Annotated in this window: 13 protein-coding genes; 5 read left to right on the top strand and 8 right to left on the bottom strand. The window is 39.6% G+C overall.

The window, feature by feature from the left end; translation table 11 throughout:
- Positions 1 to 48 precede the first annotated feature (48 nt).
- Positions 49 to 1,722, bottom strand: coding sequence for an alkaline phosphatase PafA (gene pafA, locus Q0954_RS18780; protein ID WP_299459134.1), 1,674 nt, complete (start codon positions 1,720 to 1,722; stop codon positions 49 to 51).
- A 190-nt stretch (positions 1,723 to 1,912) separates the two neighbouring features.
- On the opposite strand from pafA, the gene Q0954_RS18775 reads away from it, so the two are divergent.
- Positions 1,913 to 3,079, top strand: a complete 1,167-nt coding sequence (locus Q0954_RS18775; RefSeq protein WP_299459133.1) for a TlpA disulfide reductase family protein — start codon at positions 1,913 to 1,915, stop codon at positions 3,077 to 3,079.
- A 308-nt stretch (positions 3,080 to 3,387) separates the two neighbouring features.
- On the opposite strand, the gene Q0954_RS18770 is transcribed toward Q0954_RS18775, so the two are convergent.
- From Q0954_RS18770 to ybaK, 4 genes are all read right to left on the bottom strand, one after another.
- Positions 3,388 to 3,987 (bottom strand): DUF4291 domain-containing protein, encoded by a 600-nt coding sequence (locus Q0954_RS18770; protein ID WP_299459132.1) that lies wholly within the window; start codon positions 3,985 to 3,987, stop codon positions 3,388 to 3,390.
- Positions 3,988 to 4,649: 662 nt separating this feature from the next.
- Positions 4,650 to 5,093: a hypothetical protein gene (locus Q0954_RS18765; RefSeq protein WP_299459131.1), complete on the bottom strand. Its 444-nt coding sequence runs from the start codon at positions 5,091 to 5,093 to the stop codon at positions 4,650 to 4,652.
- Between the two features lie 881 nt (positions 5,094 to 5,974).
- Positions 5,975 to 6,382 (bottom strand): hypothetical protein, encoded by a 408-nt coding sequence (locus Q0954_RS18760; protein WP_299459130.1) that lies wholly within the window; start codon positions 6,380 to 6,382, stop codon positions 5,975 to 5,977.
- Positions 6,383 to 6,621: 239 nt separating this feature from the next.
- A complete protein-coding gene (gene ybaK / locus Q0954_RS18755) occupies positions 6,622 to 7,098 on the bottom strand; it encodes a Cys-tRNA(Pro) deacylase (RefSeq protein ID WP_299459129.1) in 477 nt (158 codons plus the stop codon).
- 266 nt (positions 7,099 to 7,364) lie between these two features.
- On the opposite strand from ybaK, the gene Q0954_RS18750 reads away from it, so the two are divergent.
- On the top strand, positions 7,365 to 11,177 hold the full coding sequence (locus Q0954_RS18750) for a BRCT domain-containing protein (RefSeq protein ID WP_299459128.1): 3,813 nt from the start codon (positions 7,365 to 7,367) through the stop codon (positions 11,175 to 11,177).
- 307 nt (positions 11,178 to 11,484) lie between these two features.
- On the opposite strand, the gene Q0954_RS18745 is transcribed toward Q0954_RS18750, so the two are convergent.
- A complete protein-coding gene (locus Q0954_RS18745) occupies positions 11,485 to 11,799 on the bottom strand; it encodes a hypothetical protein (RefSeq protein ID WP_299459127.1) in 315 nt (104 codons plus the stop codon).
- Positions 11,800 to 11,872: 73 nt separating this feature from the next.
- Positions 11,873 to 12,874 carry an NADP-dependent oxidoreductase gene (locus tag Q0954_RS18740; RefSeq protein ID WP_299459126.1) on the bottom strand — a complete coding sequence of 334 codons (1,002 nt, stop codon included), beginning with the start codon at positions 12,872 to 12,874 and terminating at the stop codon, positions 11,873 to 11,875.
- Between the two features lie 121 nt (positions 12,875 to 12,995).
- On the opposite strand from Q0954_RS18740, the gene Q0954_RS18735 reads away from it, so the two are divergent.
- Complete coding sequence (locus Q0954_RS18735; protein ID WP_299459125.1) at positions 12,996 to 13,367, top strand: helix-turn-helix domain-containing protein; 372 nt, start codon at positions 12,996 to 12,998, stop codon at positions 13,365 to 13,367.
- 96 nt (positions 13,368 to 13,463) lie between these two features.
- Positions 13,464 to 13,808 (top strand): hypothetical protein, encoded by a 345-nt coding sequence (locus Q0954_RS18730; RefSeq protein ID WP_002693657.1) that lies wholly within the window; start codon positions 13,464 to 13,466, stop codon positions 13,806 to 13,808.
- A 33-nt stretch (positions 13,809 to 13,841) separates the two neighbouring features.
- Here Q0954_RS18730 and Q0954_RS18725 read toward each other — a convergent pair whose 3' ends face one another.
- Complete coding sequence (locus Q0954_RS18725) at positions 13,842 to 13,973, bottom strand: hypothetical protein (RefSeq protein WP_299459124.1); 132 nt, start codon at positions 13,971 to 13,973, stop codon at positions 13,842 to 13,844.
- A 527-nt stretch (positions 13,974 to 14,500) separates the two neighbouring features.
- Between Q0954_RS18725 and Q0954_RS18720 the strand changes: the two genes are divergently transcribed.
- Positions 14,501 to 14,749, top strand: a complete 249-nt coding sequence (locus Q0954_RS18720) for a hypothetical protein (protein ID WP_299459123.1) — start codon at positions 14,501 to 14,503, stop codon at positions 14,747 to 14,749.
- The last annotated feature ends 357 nt before the right edge of the window (positions 14,750 to 15,106 follow it).

Raw genomic sequence — 15,106 nt, 5'->3', positions numbered from 1 at the left:
TGACCGAAATACGGGTTTTTTTAGGTCTAATGACTTGTCTTACCCCATTTAATCAAACAACTCCTCGATGGGTTGTCCGGTGGCAGCATTGGGCAACTGCAAGTGAAGCATCATAGCAAGGGTAGGAGCTATATCTGTGATATGAATACGACGTACTGAACTGCCGTGGTCTATACCTGCACCATAAAATATGATGGGTACGTGAGTGTCGTAATTATACCCAGACCCGTGTGATGTACCCTGCTTGGTGCGTTTGTTTATTCTACCTGTAGACGACCAAGCAGGCAACCAGGCAGGTTTAAGCACAAAAAATACATCACCCGAACGTTTTTGATTATATCCTTTCTGTAGTTTGCTTACAATGCCGTGGGTGTAATTATTCCGATGCAAATCAGTAGCCGTGTAGGTTTTGTAAATACCCTCAAACTGCAACAGAAAATGAGCTGCCTCTCTTTGCACCTTTTCCAGGCCGATGTTTCTTTCCTTGATGAGTTTACGATTCAAAAATACTTGGTCGCCAGCGTGTAAAACCCATTTGCCTTTGCCATACTTTTTGGTCAAATGTTCTTTAAGTTTAGAAAAGTAAATACGCAAAGGAGCATAACCACCTGCAATGCGGTGATCTAGCAAATACTGAGGCACACCTAACACGGCATGGTCAGCAGTTAGAAACAGTACATAATTATCTTGCCCCACTTTTTTGTCGAGGTGAGCTATCAATTCGGCAATTTCACGGTCTAAACGCAAATACATATCTTCCACCTCTATTGACTGAGGCCCAAAGGCATGTCCGGCAATATCGGTAGACGAAAAACTAATGGCGAGCATGTCGGTTTCTTTGCCTTGCCCCAATTTTTCGTTATTGATTGCTTCAATGGCCATTTTTTGTACCAGAGTATTGCCAAAAGGCGATGCTACCACCAGATGATACTGGGCTTCTTGCTTGGCATATACTTTACTTAGTTTGGCAAAGTTGTAAGGAAAGGTAGGCGTCTTTTTTCCTCTAAATATTTGCTCATAAGGCGTATTGTCCGCGGAGCTTTCGCGGTACTGGCTAATGGGTTTGAGAGGGTTCCAGGTTTGGGTCAAAAACTTGTCAGAAAGCTTTTGTTTGTTGAAGTTCTCTACCCAACTGGGCAATTTTTTCATATAATAGGTGCTGGTGATAAACTGACCCGTAGAGTAATCGTACCAGTAAGCTGCGTTGGCTGTTTTCCCGCCGGGTAAAATAGCCCCCCGGTTTTTGATAGATACGCTCACCATTTTTGCCCGCCAGTTAGACGCCATGCGTAACTGATCGCCCACGGTAGTTGCCAACAGGTTGACAGGCGAATTTGCTCCCCGGTGGGTATTGCTGCCTACAGTTTTTACGCTGCTATCTTCTACACAGTTGATGGTGCGGTTTTTTTCGCGCGTATACCATCGATTGCCAATAATGCCGTGATTGGCAGGTGTAGTGCCTGTATATACCGAGGCGTGCCCAGGGCCAGTATAGGTAGGTGTATAGTTGTAATGAGCATTTTTCGCCAAAAATCCTTTATTGATCAACTTCTTAAAACCGTTTTTACCATACTGGTCATAGTAGCGAAACAGGTAGTCATAACGCATTTGGTCTACCATAATGCCAACTACCAACTTAGGAGGAGAGTTTTGTGTTTGTGCCTGAACAGTGATGCCTGCCAAAAGGAGGGTTAGCAGAAGTAATTTTGTGTATTCCTTCATTTTAAGCGAATCTAAACAATGATTTGATAAAATAATTACGAGTTAATTTACAATGTTCAAATATACACGACAAAGCCCAAACTTAGAGGTGAAGCGGGGTTTTTATAGGCAAAAGAGGAAATACTGCCAAATATTTAATAAATTAAGCATTTAATCCATTGTACGTAAATTTTAAAATAACCATATTTTTATGAAAAAAACCTATTTAACTTTCATCGCCTGTTTGTTTGTATTCATTACTTATGCCCAAGACAATGTGTTGTTGAGCGGTAAGTTTGAAGGCTACAAAGCGGGCAGCAAAGGGTATATTATGAAAATGCCTTATGGCAAAGGAGCCCCTAAAAAAGTTGACCTGAAAATCAACGATGATGGGACTTTCGAGAAGACATTAACCTTTAAAGAACCTTCGCTATACCGCTTTGGATACGGCAGACGCCGCCGGGCAATGTTGGTAGCAGAAAAACCAGGCAAAATAGAGATCAACATTGATAGCAAAGGTGTACAAACGGTCAAAGGTTCGCAGGCTACTCAAGATTATATTGACTATTCGGCCAAGCAGAAAGAACTGAGTGAGAAGTACCTGAAGAGCATCATGGGCAAGTTTCGCCAAGAGTATATGGCATACAACAAAGCCAAAAAAGAAGAAACTGACAAAGCCAAACTAAAAGAAATGAAAAAGGCTTTTGCCAATAAACAAGATGCTGTAATGGCTGAATACCTAGAGGCCAACGCCAAAATGATGACAGCATTGAATTTGTACGTAAAAAACAATATGCCCACTTCATTGGCAGTACTTGCAGCATCGCGCAACTGGAAAGAAGGCGACCTTGATTTGATCAAGTCGACCATCAGAAAATTTAGAAGAGCACACCCCAAATGGGCAGCGACCAAAGCTTTGCAGGAAAAATACAAAATCTTAAAAAGCATAAGCATTGGTCAGGTAGCCCCCGAAATTGCACTTCAAAATCCAGCCGGCAAAATAGTGAAGTTGTCATCGTTAAGAGGCAAATACGTATTGATTGATTTTTGGGCTTCCTGGTGTGGACCTTGTCGCAAAGAAAACCCTAATGTAGTGGCCAACTATAACAAATACAAAGACAAAGGTTTTGCTATTTATGGGGTATCGTTTGACAATAAAAAAGACCGTTGGCTAAAAGCCATTAAAAAAGATGGCCTTGAATGGACCCAAGTGTCTGACTTGCAAGGTTGGAACTCAGTGGCTGGTTATGACTATAATGTACGTTCGATTCCTGCCAGTTTTTTGATTGATAAAAAAGGGCGAATTGTTGCCAAAAATTTGAGAGGGGGAGAGCTAAATAAAAAACTAGAAGAGATATTTGGTGATGCAGGGAAGTAAAAGTTTGTTGAAAGCATGCTTGAGCTGACCCTGCCAAAGGCTAAAATTAATGAAGCTAAGTACACTGTAAACTAAATATCTGTTACAGTGTACTAAGGAATGGTGTAAAAATAAATTTCTATAGTTTAATAAAATATTTTGTTGCTAGACGCGGCAAAAAATCGGCTAATAGCATCGCTATTCGGCTATTTTTTAACAAAGTATAGCCTCAAAAGATGAGGTTAAGAATGTAAATTTATTTTGGTACCATTCCTAAGTAATAACAAGGTTGTATTTAGAGATGAATACAACCTTTTTTTTGGTTTACTTTAGTCCATGCCCAATATCCGTTTAAGCTCAGTTTCTACAGGGTATACTTGCTCTTTTGGGAGAAGCTGGGTAGCCTGTTCAAACTGTTGGGCAACAACTAAAGAGCGAATATGTTGGGTAAGCGGAGTCACATCCTCAATTTTTGCAATCCATTTTTTAGCATAAGTTTCTGCCAGTGAAGGCATTATGCCTACTTGAATAGATTTAAAACTTAAATGCTTGTTTTGAATGTCTCGTTCGGGGTCCCATTGCACCCTTACTCTAGCCTTGTCCAATTGTTTACGCCACTTTTTAGCATCATTATACACATGTGCTTCAGGGGTGGTAAGTATCGCCTCTTTAAGTGCCAATTCCCAATCAGTTCTTTTGATCCATATTCTCAAAATGCGTTGCATATTATCTTTTTGTGCCCAATCGCTGCGGTACATCATCCAAAGGTAAGAAGGCTTAACCCAAGTCATGCGGTCATAAGAAAAAGGAGGGAGCAACTGTTGGGATTTGAGGGCTACATTTGCTATAGACGAGCTAAATGCCGCGTATAAGGCGATATGTTCAGGAGTATACAAAGCCCTGATTTCATATTTGTTTTTTTGTTTCATTACTTACAAGGGCAAAAATAAATCAGGGAGGGAATGCTCCCTCTCTGATTTAAAAAAAACTACATTGGGAAGCATTCAACGCTTACCATTATGCACATTTTGTGCTTGGCAGGTAACGCATCATATTGTTCGCAGGTGACAAATACAGGACCTGAGTAAGAGTCGCAAGGGTTGCCTCCTCCTTTAATATTTTTTTGCTGATTTTTGTTTAGGATGGTACCATTCCTAAGGTTGAGAATTTTTTCATTTTTTTTGATAAACTTAATATCAATACTCCGCAGTGATTATAGCCAAAGTTGACTACTGATTAACTCGTTGAGCTCGCCGTAGCAGAGCTACAGGCTCGGTTTACAGGGCTTAATAAGGTGAATATTTACTCGAATCAGCTATGGACTAAATACTTCTAACTATACTTTTTGTAAATAACTGAAAATCAGTGTAATACAAAAGCGTGGTTACTTGTGGAACAGGGTGTAGCATCGATATGCATCGGTATCCAAGGACTTGAAGCACCGATATGCATCGGCATCTAAGGACTTGCCCCTGTCAAGGCTATGGACTATTGTAATATAAAGCGTAAAATATAATCCCTGAACATTTATAAGACACTCAGGTATATGTCTGTATGCAAGTGTAATTATAAAAAAATATTGGGCGAATTGCTAATCCTTCAAAATTTTTACTGCTTTGCGTACAATATCTAAGTCGTCTTGTGCCCTTAGCCCACTAAAGCCCACTGCCAACGCCTGATTGTTTACCCAAATAATTTGTCCCCCTTCCCAACCCACAAAGTCGTGGCGTTTGATGCCAAACTTCCGCTCGTTAATTTCTCCATTAAAAACTTTTTGTTCAAATACCCCCGTATTTTCTTTAGTAATCCAGACTTGACTGGCTTTTTGCCAGGCAAGCTGATAAAAAAAACGTTGTTTAATCTGATCGCTCCCATACATTTTGCCATAAGTTTGTCCTTCTTCGCTAATGAGGCATACCCCTACATTGCCTTCAGCAATGGCATTATTGGCTTCGTTTTGCAGGTATTGAGGCAGCAACTGGGCTATATTGGTTAATATTTGTTCAACAATCTGGATGGTTGGTTTTTTGTCCATTGTACAAGTTTTTTATCAATGATTTTTTTGCCTCAATGTACGCTGGATTTACCCAAATTTGAAACCGTACACTAATTTTTAGCTATTAATATTTGCTTAGAAGTTAACTTTATCAGTTTTAAAAGTGCTTGAATAACAAGGTCTTTCTTTCCGCCTTAGTTTGTTGGTGTTAAAAAATTTACGGAATGAAGCCGTTAAAAACAGATCACCGACTGAGGTTACGAAGGAGTGTTTGAGCTGTTTAGGCGTAATGCAGTAAATTTTAGCCATACAAACTACAGCGGTGGCTTTTTTTGGTTCGTTTTTTTAGCTAAAGAAAAAAATGAACGGATGCCTGAGGTGCACGAAACTAAGCTTTACCTTACACCTAGGCAGATTAACACCCGTTTTTATGTTGCAAAATTATCAAAAAAATCAAGAAACACCTGAGATAAAAAAGTGTACGGTTTTCAATTACCCAAATAAAAAAGGATGCATCACTGAAATGATACATCCTTTTATTTATTAAGGAATGGTGTAAAAATAAATTTCTATAGTAACGCTAAAATATTTTGTTGCTAGACGCGGTACGGCAATATCCAGTGGATATTGAGCGAGCTTGAGGGATGGTCTGCTAATAGCATCGCTATTCGGCTATTTTTTAACCAAGTATAGCCTCAAAAGATGAGGTTAAGAATGCGTATTTATTTTGGTACCATTCCTAAGGAATGGTGAGAAATTAAATTACCATTCTTGAGGTAGAGGTTTTGTTTTGAGACGAGGCTATTTTTTGCGCCCATAGCAGCGCTACGGGCAATAAAAATAACGAAGTATCAAGGCGAAAAATCACCCCTTAGAGTGTAAATTTATTTTTGAACAATTCCTAAGCAGTAAATATTACTTTATACTGCAACAGTATTTTCTTCAAACAACCATTCCAAAGCATCTTGGTATTGGTCAAATGTAAGGTATTCAAAAGAGTAATTGGATTCTTCAATCTGACGGTTAATAGATTTCATTGCCTCAATGTTATCTATGTTGGGCGAGTTGATACGAGCCACTTTGGGTAAGTCAGGTATTTGCTGTGCTTTACGATGCGCTATTTCCAAAAACTCTTTCTTAAACCAACACTGGTTTTCCAGCGAAATCGCTTTGTGTTTACGGGCATCTATCAAAAAACGGTTGGTGTGCTTGGTATTCATTAGGTCAAGAGCACTTAGCCAGGCAGTTTTATATTCTTCAGGAAACAATATTCCGTCTAATTTCAAAATTACAGTGTGTATCGAACTTTCATAATTTACTAAATACATAAGCAACTAATTTAAATGGTCTGGTTTATCTTTGAGTTTGATCTCAAAAATGGTGTTCAATAGTGTAAACCTTTACCAAAAAAGGCTTATGTACTATTATACGAAAAAAAACACTTGTTTGGTGATTATTCAAATAAATAATTGTATTTATATCTGAGTTGCCACGCTAAATTTTTGGCGTTGGGCAGCACACCCAAAATAAACTCAGCGTAATTGAGCACCCGTATAGCCTTTGCTGTTTACTCGCTGATGGCTGCCCATGCTGCCCCTGTAATTTTTTGTAAGTCATTGGGCGAAACGCCTACCAAAATCCCCCTTTGTCCAGCGTTTACAAAAATAGTGGGCAGTACTTGTGCATTGGTATCTATTACCACTGGGTAGTCTTTTTTCATTCCTAAAGGCGAGCAGCCACCCCTGATGTATCCAGTCAACCCTTGTATTTCTTTTACGGGTACCATGGCTACTTTTTTGTTATTGCTTGCTTGTGCCATGGCCTTCAGCGACAAGTTTTTATTGCCAGGTACAACCGCCACCCACACCCCCGTTTTATCTCCTTTTACTACCAGTGTTTTGTAAATAGAGGTGAGTTCGAGTTGATTATCGGCCGCTATTTTTGCCACATCCAGGTTTTCCGGGTCGTATTCATAGGTTATTGTTTTATAAGCAGCTTTGTGCTTGTCAAGTAGCCTCAGGGCATTGGTTTTTTTTGTAGCCATTATTATTTGTTAGAGGGTTTGGTTATCAATTACTTATAAAGTTAAGTTATTATAAACTTAGGAAATAAAAAAATACCTTTTATTATATCAAGCAATCAAGCAGCGTGTATGGTTTTGTTTGAGTTTATTTTGTTTGCCAATAATTTAAAAAAATAGAGTGAATGAAAAGTGCTGAGTGTTTAGTTTGCTCATCATTTGAATTGATTTTCAACTTTTGACTATATTTATTACCTTACAGCCACGACCTTTATTTTTGCAAAAATACCATGAGAAAATCCAACTATCACGGTTTTCAAACATTACCATTTACCTTCCCCGTTGTCGCTGCTCAAACCCCTGTACAAGAGTTTACTTCTATCAGCCAGGCAATAAAGGCTATAGCCAAAGGAGTAACCCGCGTACGGCTGGTGCTTTCGCGCAAACGGTTACAAAGATTGCCCTCCAATATCAACTCATTGGCAAAAGCCCCTTATCTGGAGATAGATTTGAGTGACAACCCAGGGCTTCATTTAAAGCAGGCTTTAAAAACCTTGTCTACCCTTCCTCAGCTCAAAGCCCTCGACTTGTCGGGCATGCGTATGGGTACTTTGCCCCCCGAAATAGGGTTGCTTGCCTCGCTTGAACAGTTGATACTATACAGCAATGCATTAGATGAACTGCCCCAGGCACTAGAAAACCTCCGGTACCTTTGTTACCTTAATTTGCACTCCAATAACATTCGTGATTTATCGGTGGTGTACGCATTGCCCCAACTCCAAAAATTGATTTTGCGAGGCAACTCATTTTCAAAAAAAGAATTTTACCAAATAGGCAAGCTTAAACAACTCAAGTGTTTAGACATGCGACGTTGCGGGGTTACCCGGATTCCCGAAGAGTTTACTCAACTGACCCAGCTGCAAAGCCTGGATGCCAGTGCCAACCATATTCGTCAACTGCCCGAAAGTTTTGGTCGACTCACGGCGTTGCAAAACATAGATTTACGAATGAATGGTTCGCTCAATTGGGACAATGTTTTTGCTCAACTGGCGCAATTGCCCCAGCTCATCCACCTCGACCTAAGCCAATATAATTTACAAGAGCTTTCGCCCAAAGTAAGCGCCATGAAACAGTTGCGTGTGCTCAATATTCAAAGTAATTTGCTGACTCGGTTGCCCGCTACTTTGGCCAACTTGTCTGAAGTAGAAGAGATTAAAGTTCAATACAATATGGAGCTTGACTGGCAACAGGCCTTAGAAGTGTTGGGCAAAGTAACCTCACTAAAACGCTTGGTAATCAGTGAAGTAAACAATGCCACTGCCTTGCCCGATACATTGGGTAACCTCCATAACATTGAGTCGCTCACTATAGAGCGAATGCCTTTGCTACAGCAGTTACCTGCCGCTATGGGCAAGCTCAACAACCTCAGGTGCTTGCACATACACTATTGCCCAAAGCTGACCCATTTGCCTGAAGTGTTGGATAAACTTACCTTGCTTAAAGTCCTGGATATAAGTAATATGAACCCCAAGTTTACTCAATTGCCCAGCACTTTGACTAAACTCACCTCTTTAGAAAAACTTTGTTTGAGTGGTAATAATATTGCCCAATTGCCCAGAGACATAGGACGACTTCTGAAGCTACATACACTCTGGGTAGGAGATGCCCTGCAAGAGTTGCCTAAAGAAATCGCTCACTTGAACCAGCTGGAAGAGCTTTACCTGGGCAATGCGGTGTTGTGGCAACTTCCCGAAGAAGTGGCAACACTTGCCTGCTTGCGGGTATTAGATTTTGGCAAATGTGCTCAGCTTGACCTTGAACATACTTTTGACTTGCTGAAGGCGTTGAAACACGTGCGTAAGATAAAAATAGGTCATAGAAAGCTGGACGCACTGCCTGATAATATTGCCCAACTGGATAATATAGAAGAGGTAGACCTGACTACTTGTGAATTGACGGCTTTGCCAGAAGTGATTACTGTATTGGCTAAAATGCCTGCTTTGACCACATTGAGGGTAAAAATGAATCACTCGCCACTTCCTGCAAGTATGTCTTTGCTTGCTCATTTACACACTATTCAGGTAGATTACCCTATCAACTACTTGTATCGCCATGAACAGCCTATAGGAGGGATTCCGCTAGAGTGGGGATTGTTTGAACATACCCATATTGAGAGTAACTCGCCTTATTTTGACAAAACAAATCGGTTTATTGCCCAATACGGCAACGAAAACTACCCAAAAGAGCGTCGCATGTTCTTTTTTGGGGTATACACGGGCAATTTTGAAAGTTTATTGCAAAGGGTGGATAACCACTTGAAAAAAAGCAGCTTTAAACCTGAAAGATCAGTGTTTTTTGTGACGGGTAAAGTAAGCGGTTTTACTCAAAAAGAACTAAAAGAGAAGCTTGTTGAATACGGCATTCAGGTAAGCAACAAAATTACCCCAAGGGTAACCCACGCCGTGATAGGACGATTTACGAAGCCAGCTTTAGTAGCCCAAATATTTGCTTTGCCAATAGCCATTGTGTTAGAAGATTACCTCAAAGATTTTATATGGGCACAAGATAAGCCTTATCTGATGAAAGGTAACGTTGCCGAAATGAGCCGCCACGTGTTGGATTTGTTTATGAGCGATGACGAAGACAATTTTAAGCTTGCCCTGCAGATTATAGAAGGGGGCGGAGCCAGTCGGCAAATTATTACTTACCTGATGGTTATTTCGTTGTTTTATCCTGACAATGAGGTGCGAAAAGAAAGCCGCAGGCTGTTTAAGAAATACGCTTCAAGCGAGTTGCAAGAACACGTGCGTAAGCATTGGAACATTGCCCTTCGGCAAAAGGTAGAAAGTTATTACCTTAACCCTTTGATAGACCATCCTGAAGTTAACGCGGGCGAATTCATGGTCATGCGCATAAGGGTGAGTTGGGCAGGGGGCAATGCACACCGGGTGTATATGAAAGAAAGGATCAATTTGTCCAGGGTAAGTTTCTCTCGGTTGCCCAAATCATTGGTTTATCTTGGTACCATACGTAAGATTGTGCTCACAGATAATCCCAGCTTTGATTTTGATCAGGCGCTGGAGGTACTAAACCAGCTTCCACATTTAGAAGAGCTTTCGTTGGCAAACTGTAGTTTGACTGCTGTGCCTAAGGGGGTTTATACACTTAAAAAACTCAAAAAGCTCAACCTGTCTTACAACCAATTGACGCATTTGTCGGGAGGTTTTTCACAACTGAGCCAACTCGAAGAACTTGTGCTGGACAACAATCCTTTGCAACAGGTTGCCCCTGATTTTTACCGTTTGCCCCAGCTCAAAAAATTGTCGATCCAAAACGGCAAACTTACCAAGGTGCCAACAGAGATTGAGCAAATGCCTCAATTGCATACCTTATTGTTGAACAATAACCAAATCAGTGATTTGCCTGAATCTATAGGAAAGCTTGTCAAACTGCAGGATGTACAACTTTTTGCCAATCACCTGAAGTATTTGCCCGCAAGTTTGGGTAAGCTACGCAACCTTAACCGAATCAGCCTTAAAAATAACCAGCTCAAGGCTTTGCCCGAGGAGCTTCACTGGAAAAAGATTTATAAATTGGATTTGAGTGGCAATCAACTGGTTACTTTGCCTGAGTCTATAGCCAATTGCAGTTATTTGAATGAAATAAAACTCAATAATAATCAAATTAGTTTTTTACCCAATAGTTTAAACAACTTGTCGGTAACTTACTTTAGTATCGACTTGTCAAACAATGACCTGACAGAATTGCCAGAGGTCATCCCTCAGATAAAACAGTTGCGCAACCTCAATATCAGCGAGAACAAACTTACTGCTTTGCCCAGCGAATTGTGTCAGGTAAGCGAGTTGTATTACCTAAGGGTAAACAATAACCAAATCACTCATTTGCCTCAAGGGTTTAGCCGTATGATCAAGCTCAACAACATAGATTTTTCTTACAATCAGATACAGAGGTTGCCCGATCAGCTTCCTCCGGTTTTTCACGATAAGCAGGCTTATCGGGGCAATTTTATGTTATATGGCAATCCGGTGTCGTTTGAGCGTAAGAAAAAGTATATGCAAAAATTTCACGGATTGAGGTTTTAGGGCTTATATTTAGCTTTAGAGCTTGTTTAAATTTTCGATTATAGGAGGTTTTATGATGAGTTTTTGGATTAGATGCGTCAGATTTTGAAGAACCGATGGCTAGAGCTATGCTTTGCCGAGTTTCTAAATCCTCCGAGGACAAGCTCGGAGTTGTAAACCGAACTTGATTCGGGGCTCAGCGAAGGTAAATAGCCTAGCTATTGCTGAAACATCTGACAAAATATAATCAGAAAAATCGCGTAAAAATCCTAATTATTGAACCGAGCCGAAGGCGAGCTCTGCCTTTTGGCTAATTTTAAACAAGCTCTTATTGATTTGTCTGGAGTTCGGGTTCAGTCACTTCAAATCCTAATACATTGGTAGCAATTTGTTTAAAAGTAGCAATCCATACCTCAAATACTTCTGCATCCAGGTTGCCACTCAATTGCAGTCCACTGGGCTCTACCGAAGCACTGATAGAAACCTCGTCGTGATCGTAGCCAAACCAATGAGGAATTCCTTCTTTGCTCCAGCCTTTCCAGCCAGGGAGTTGTTTGTATACTTTAGGCATCTTATTCCACACCTTTTTGGGCAAATTGTAGTGAATATTCAGATTGCAATGCTGAGGTGAAAACTGGGTCATATTTGTGTTTGTTTAAAAGCAAAACCCCCAATTGTTATAATTGGGGGTGCAAAAGTACGCTAAATCAGCCAATTTATGGCATTTTTAAGATGATTTTACCCTTTGCCCGTCCCGATTTTTGATAAAGTAAAGCTTCTTTTGCCTGGCTAAAATCAAAAACTTTGTCAATCACAGGTTTGACTGCGTCTTTTTCTATCAAGGTTGATATTTCGTCGAGCTGTTGGGCATTGGGTTGCATAATTACCATACGGTAATATGCCTTCTTTTTTCGGCTGAGTTTGGTGATTTTACGACGTTTGAGTGCCAGCAAAAAGCGAATGAATGAATTTAACCCAAACTCTTTGGCGGTTTGGTCATCTATTTTGCCTACTATAGATACTACCTTGCCCCCTTGTTTGATTACCTGAAAGGCTTCTTCAGTATATTTATCGCCTAAAGTATCATATACAATGTCGGCATCTTTTACTATCTCCAGGTAGTTTTCTTTTGTATAATCAATTACTCGGTCAGCGCCTAATTTTTTTACCCACTCTACATTTTTGGTACTGGTAGTAGTATATACATAGGCTCCTTTGGTTTTGGCATACTGTATGGCAAACGAGCCCACGCCTCCTGATCCTGCGTGGATCAATATTCTGTCTCCACTTTTGATCTGTGCCTGCGCTAATGCCTGCACAGTGGTAAGCCCTACCAATGGGATAGAAGATGATGCTTCAAAACCAATATTAGCAGGCTTTTTGGCCACTACGTTGCTGTCTACAGCGATGTATTCGGCAAAGGTACCTGGGCTTTCGGAAGGTACTCTGGTGTACACTTCATCTCCTTCAGCAAAGTTACCTACATCTGCTCCTACCTTTGTAACAGTGCCACTTAGGTCAAGCCCAAGGGTAGTGGGCAAGTCTAGTTTAACCACTTGTTTCATAGAACCTTCTATGAGATGGTAATCTATTGGGTTGATTGCGGCAGAGTGTACCTTGATTAATACCTGATTACTTTTGGGTTGTGGTACGGCAATTTCAGCAAAGGCAACGCTTTGGTTTATTGCGCCATATTTGGTAAGCTGTAGTGCTTTCATAATATTAAAAATAATTTGTAACTTTTAATGTTGCAAAAGTATATCGATTGGTTTATATTTGAAAGTAAGTATACAAAATATAGTGGTATACTCTAGTATATCACCTCAAACAATCAAACAAATGGAAGAGACGTCAAAACAATGTACTACTACCGCCACAAGTTGCGGGCAACAGTTGCTGGCAATACGCGATGCATTGGATATATTTAGTGGTAAGTGGAAAATACCTATATTGAGTGTTTTGTACTATTATCAAAAAAGAGGTTTTAAAGACCTGCAACGCGATGTAGCCGGCATTACTGCCCGTATGCTGTCTAAAGAACTCAAAGAGTTGGAAATGAATTTGTTGGTCAAGAGGCATGTATTGGATACTCGTCCGGTAAAGGTAGAGTATGAGATTACACCTTATGGAGTGTCATCAAGTAAAATTATTCAAGAGTTTTATAATTGGGGAGCTACCCACCGCAAAAAAATTATGACGACGGAAAAGTAATACTTCTAAAAAAGTGGGTATTAAAAAAAATGACACGAAGGCGCTGATAAAGTATTGATATTTTTTAATATCATTGTATTTATTAAACAAGTTTTTATGATGGAAGAATTACGAAAAAATATCAGAGAGTTAAAAATTCTTGCGGGCAGGTGGTTGCGTATTGTAATAAATCGACGGGGAACTTATACTTCTACGATGATTATAGACCTCAAAACGGTGTATAACTTGGTAATAGAAGAGCCTCATGATGGTACCAAGTTGTGTAAATTCTCTATATTTTTTGGTAAAAGATCTTTGAATATCATCTATAGTAATCCTAATACAGAGGATGAAGACGATGAAGATGAGGATGAAAATGACTGGTGGGGCGATGAGGCTCAGCTAGAAGCCGAAAAAGATATGCAAAAAATATTTACGGCTATGCGCCACCTAAGTGAGTAACAATGCTTGCCAAATATATAGCAAGCATTGTTGCTATGTAATGTCATCTTTGTATACAAGCATTGCAGTAGCTACAAACTGTGCTTTACCTTCTTTGGTATGAGTAACTACATTGTGGCTGATAGCAACTACCTGTACTCCATTGGTAATGATAAAGTCATCCATTAAACCTTCCAGCTTACCTACTGCTCCTTCTGGAGATGGCCCAATGGAAGAAAAAGACTCTATTTTGTCCAGTATAAAATTTATTCTTTTGATAGCTTTAATGTTTAGTGATAAAATAAGTAAGTAAATAGTCTTGCATGGTGGTGCAATGCCAGACAACAAGTAGTATAAAAGTAATAATTATAAATAAGGTGATAAAGTGTTTTTGTCAAAATCTCTACTTTTTTTTCAAAAAAAACAAACCACCCCTGTTTGAGGCCAAAAATAGTAATAGTATGTGTGTATATCTTTGTGTCTGAGTTCATTCAGTACTACCTGAGCAAGTGAAACTGTTGCGTGTTTTACTTATTGACAATGTGTTGATAATCAGTGGTTTATTTTGATTTTATGGGAGCAAGCAAGCTTGAAAAATGCTTACGTGGGTAGATATACTTATCGTTTTTTGAGTATCTACGGGTAAACAAAGGAAACATGGGGGCGTTCCAAATGATATAAACAGACACCAATTTAACCAATTTTTAGACACTATGAAAGTAAAAAACATCACACATTACGCACTTACTGAGAATATTTTGCCTGATATAATCATACAAAGAACCTTGGGGCAGCTACCGCTTGAGTTAAAACAACTATACCTTGACAAAAAAAATAAGGGCTTAAAAGTGGGGGTTGGGTTAGATATGCAGTTAGGTTTTTATCTTATATTATATACCAATACTTTTCAGGTAGAATTGCTTTGGTGGGAAAATCAAGTAGGCAAGGTAGCCGTTGCATAAATATAAATTCTCACTTTCTTTGACTGACACACAATGAATCATAATATTTGCTTTTATACCACACCAGGCAGTAACTTTGGTAAGCAACTCCAGCCTACATCCCTTTTTTATTTTGCTTATTCTAAATAAAGCTTCTTTGCTTACTCTCTGGTGTTTTTCCCCCTCCCTGTAATTTACATAATACTGCACGTTTTTTGAGATTCCCTTCCTACAAATTGGCGTAACTTTTAAGGTAACTAATCAGTTGCTTGTTTGATTCTGTTTTTTTGCACTTGCGATCAAGAATTTGTTCGGATGTTATTTGTTTTTGTTTAATATTTTGTACTTTGGATTTATGGATTTGAGAGATTTAGCCAA

It is taken from the genome of uncultured Microscilla sp., from assembly GCF_947493425.1.
Taxonomy (GTDB): domain Bacteria; phylum Bacteroidota; class Bacteroidia; order Cytophagales; family Microscillaceae; genus Microscilla.
The sequence above is the reverse complement of the archived record's forward strand: the minus strand, read 5'-3'. Positions and strand labels throughout refer to the sequence as shown.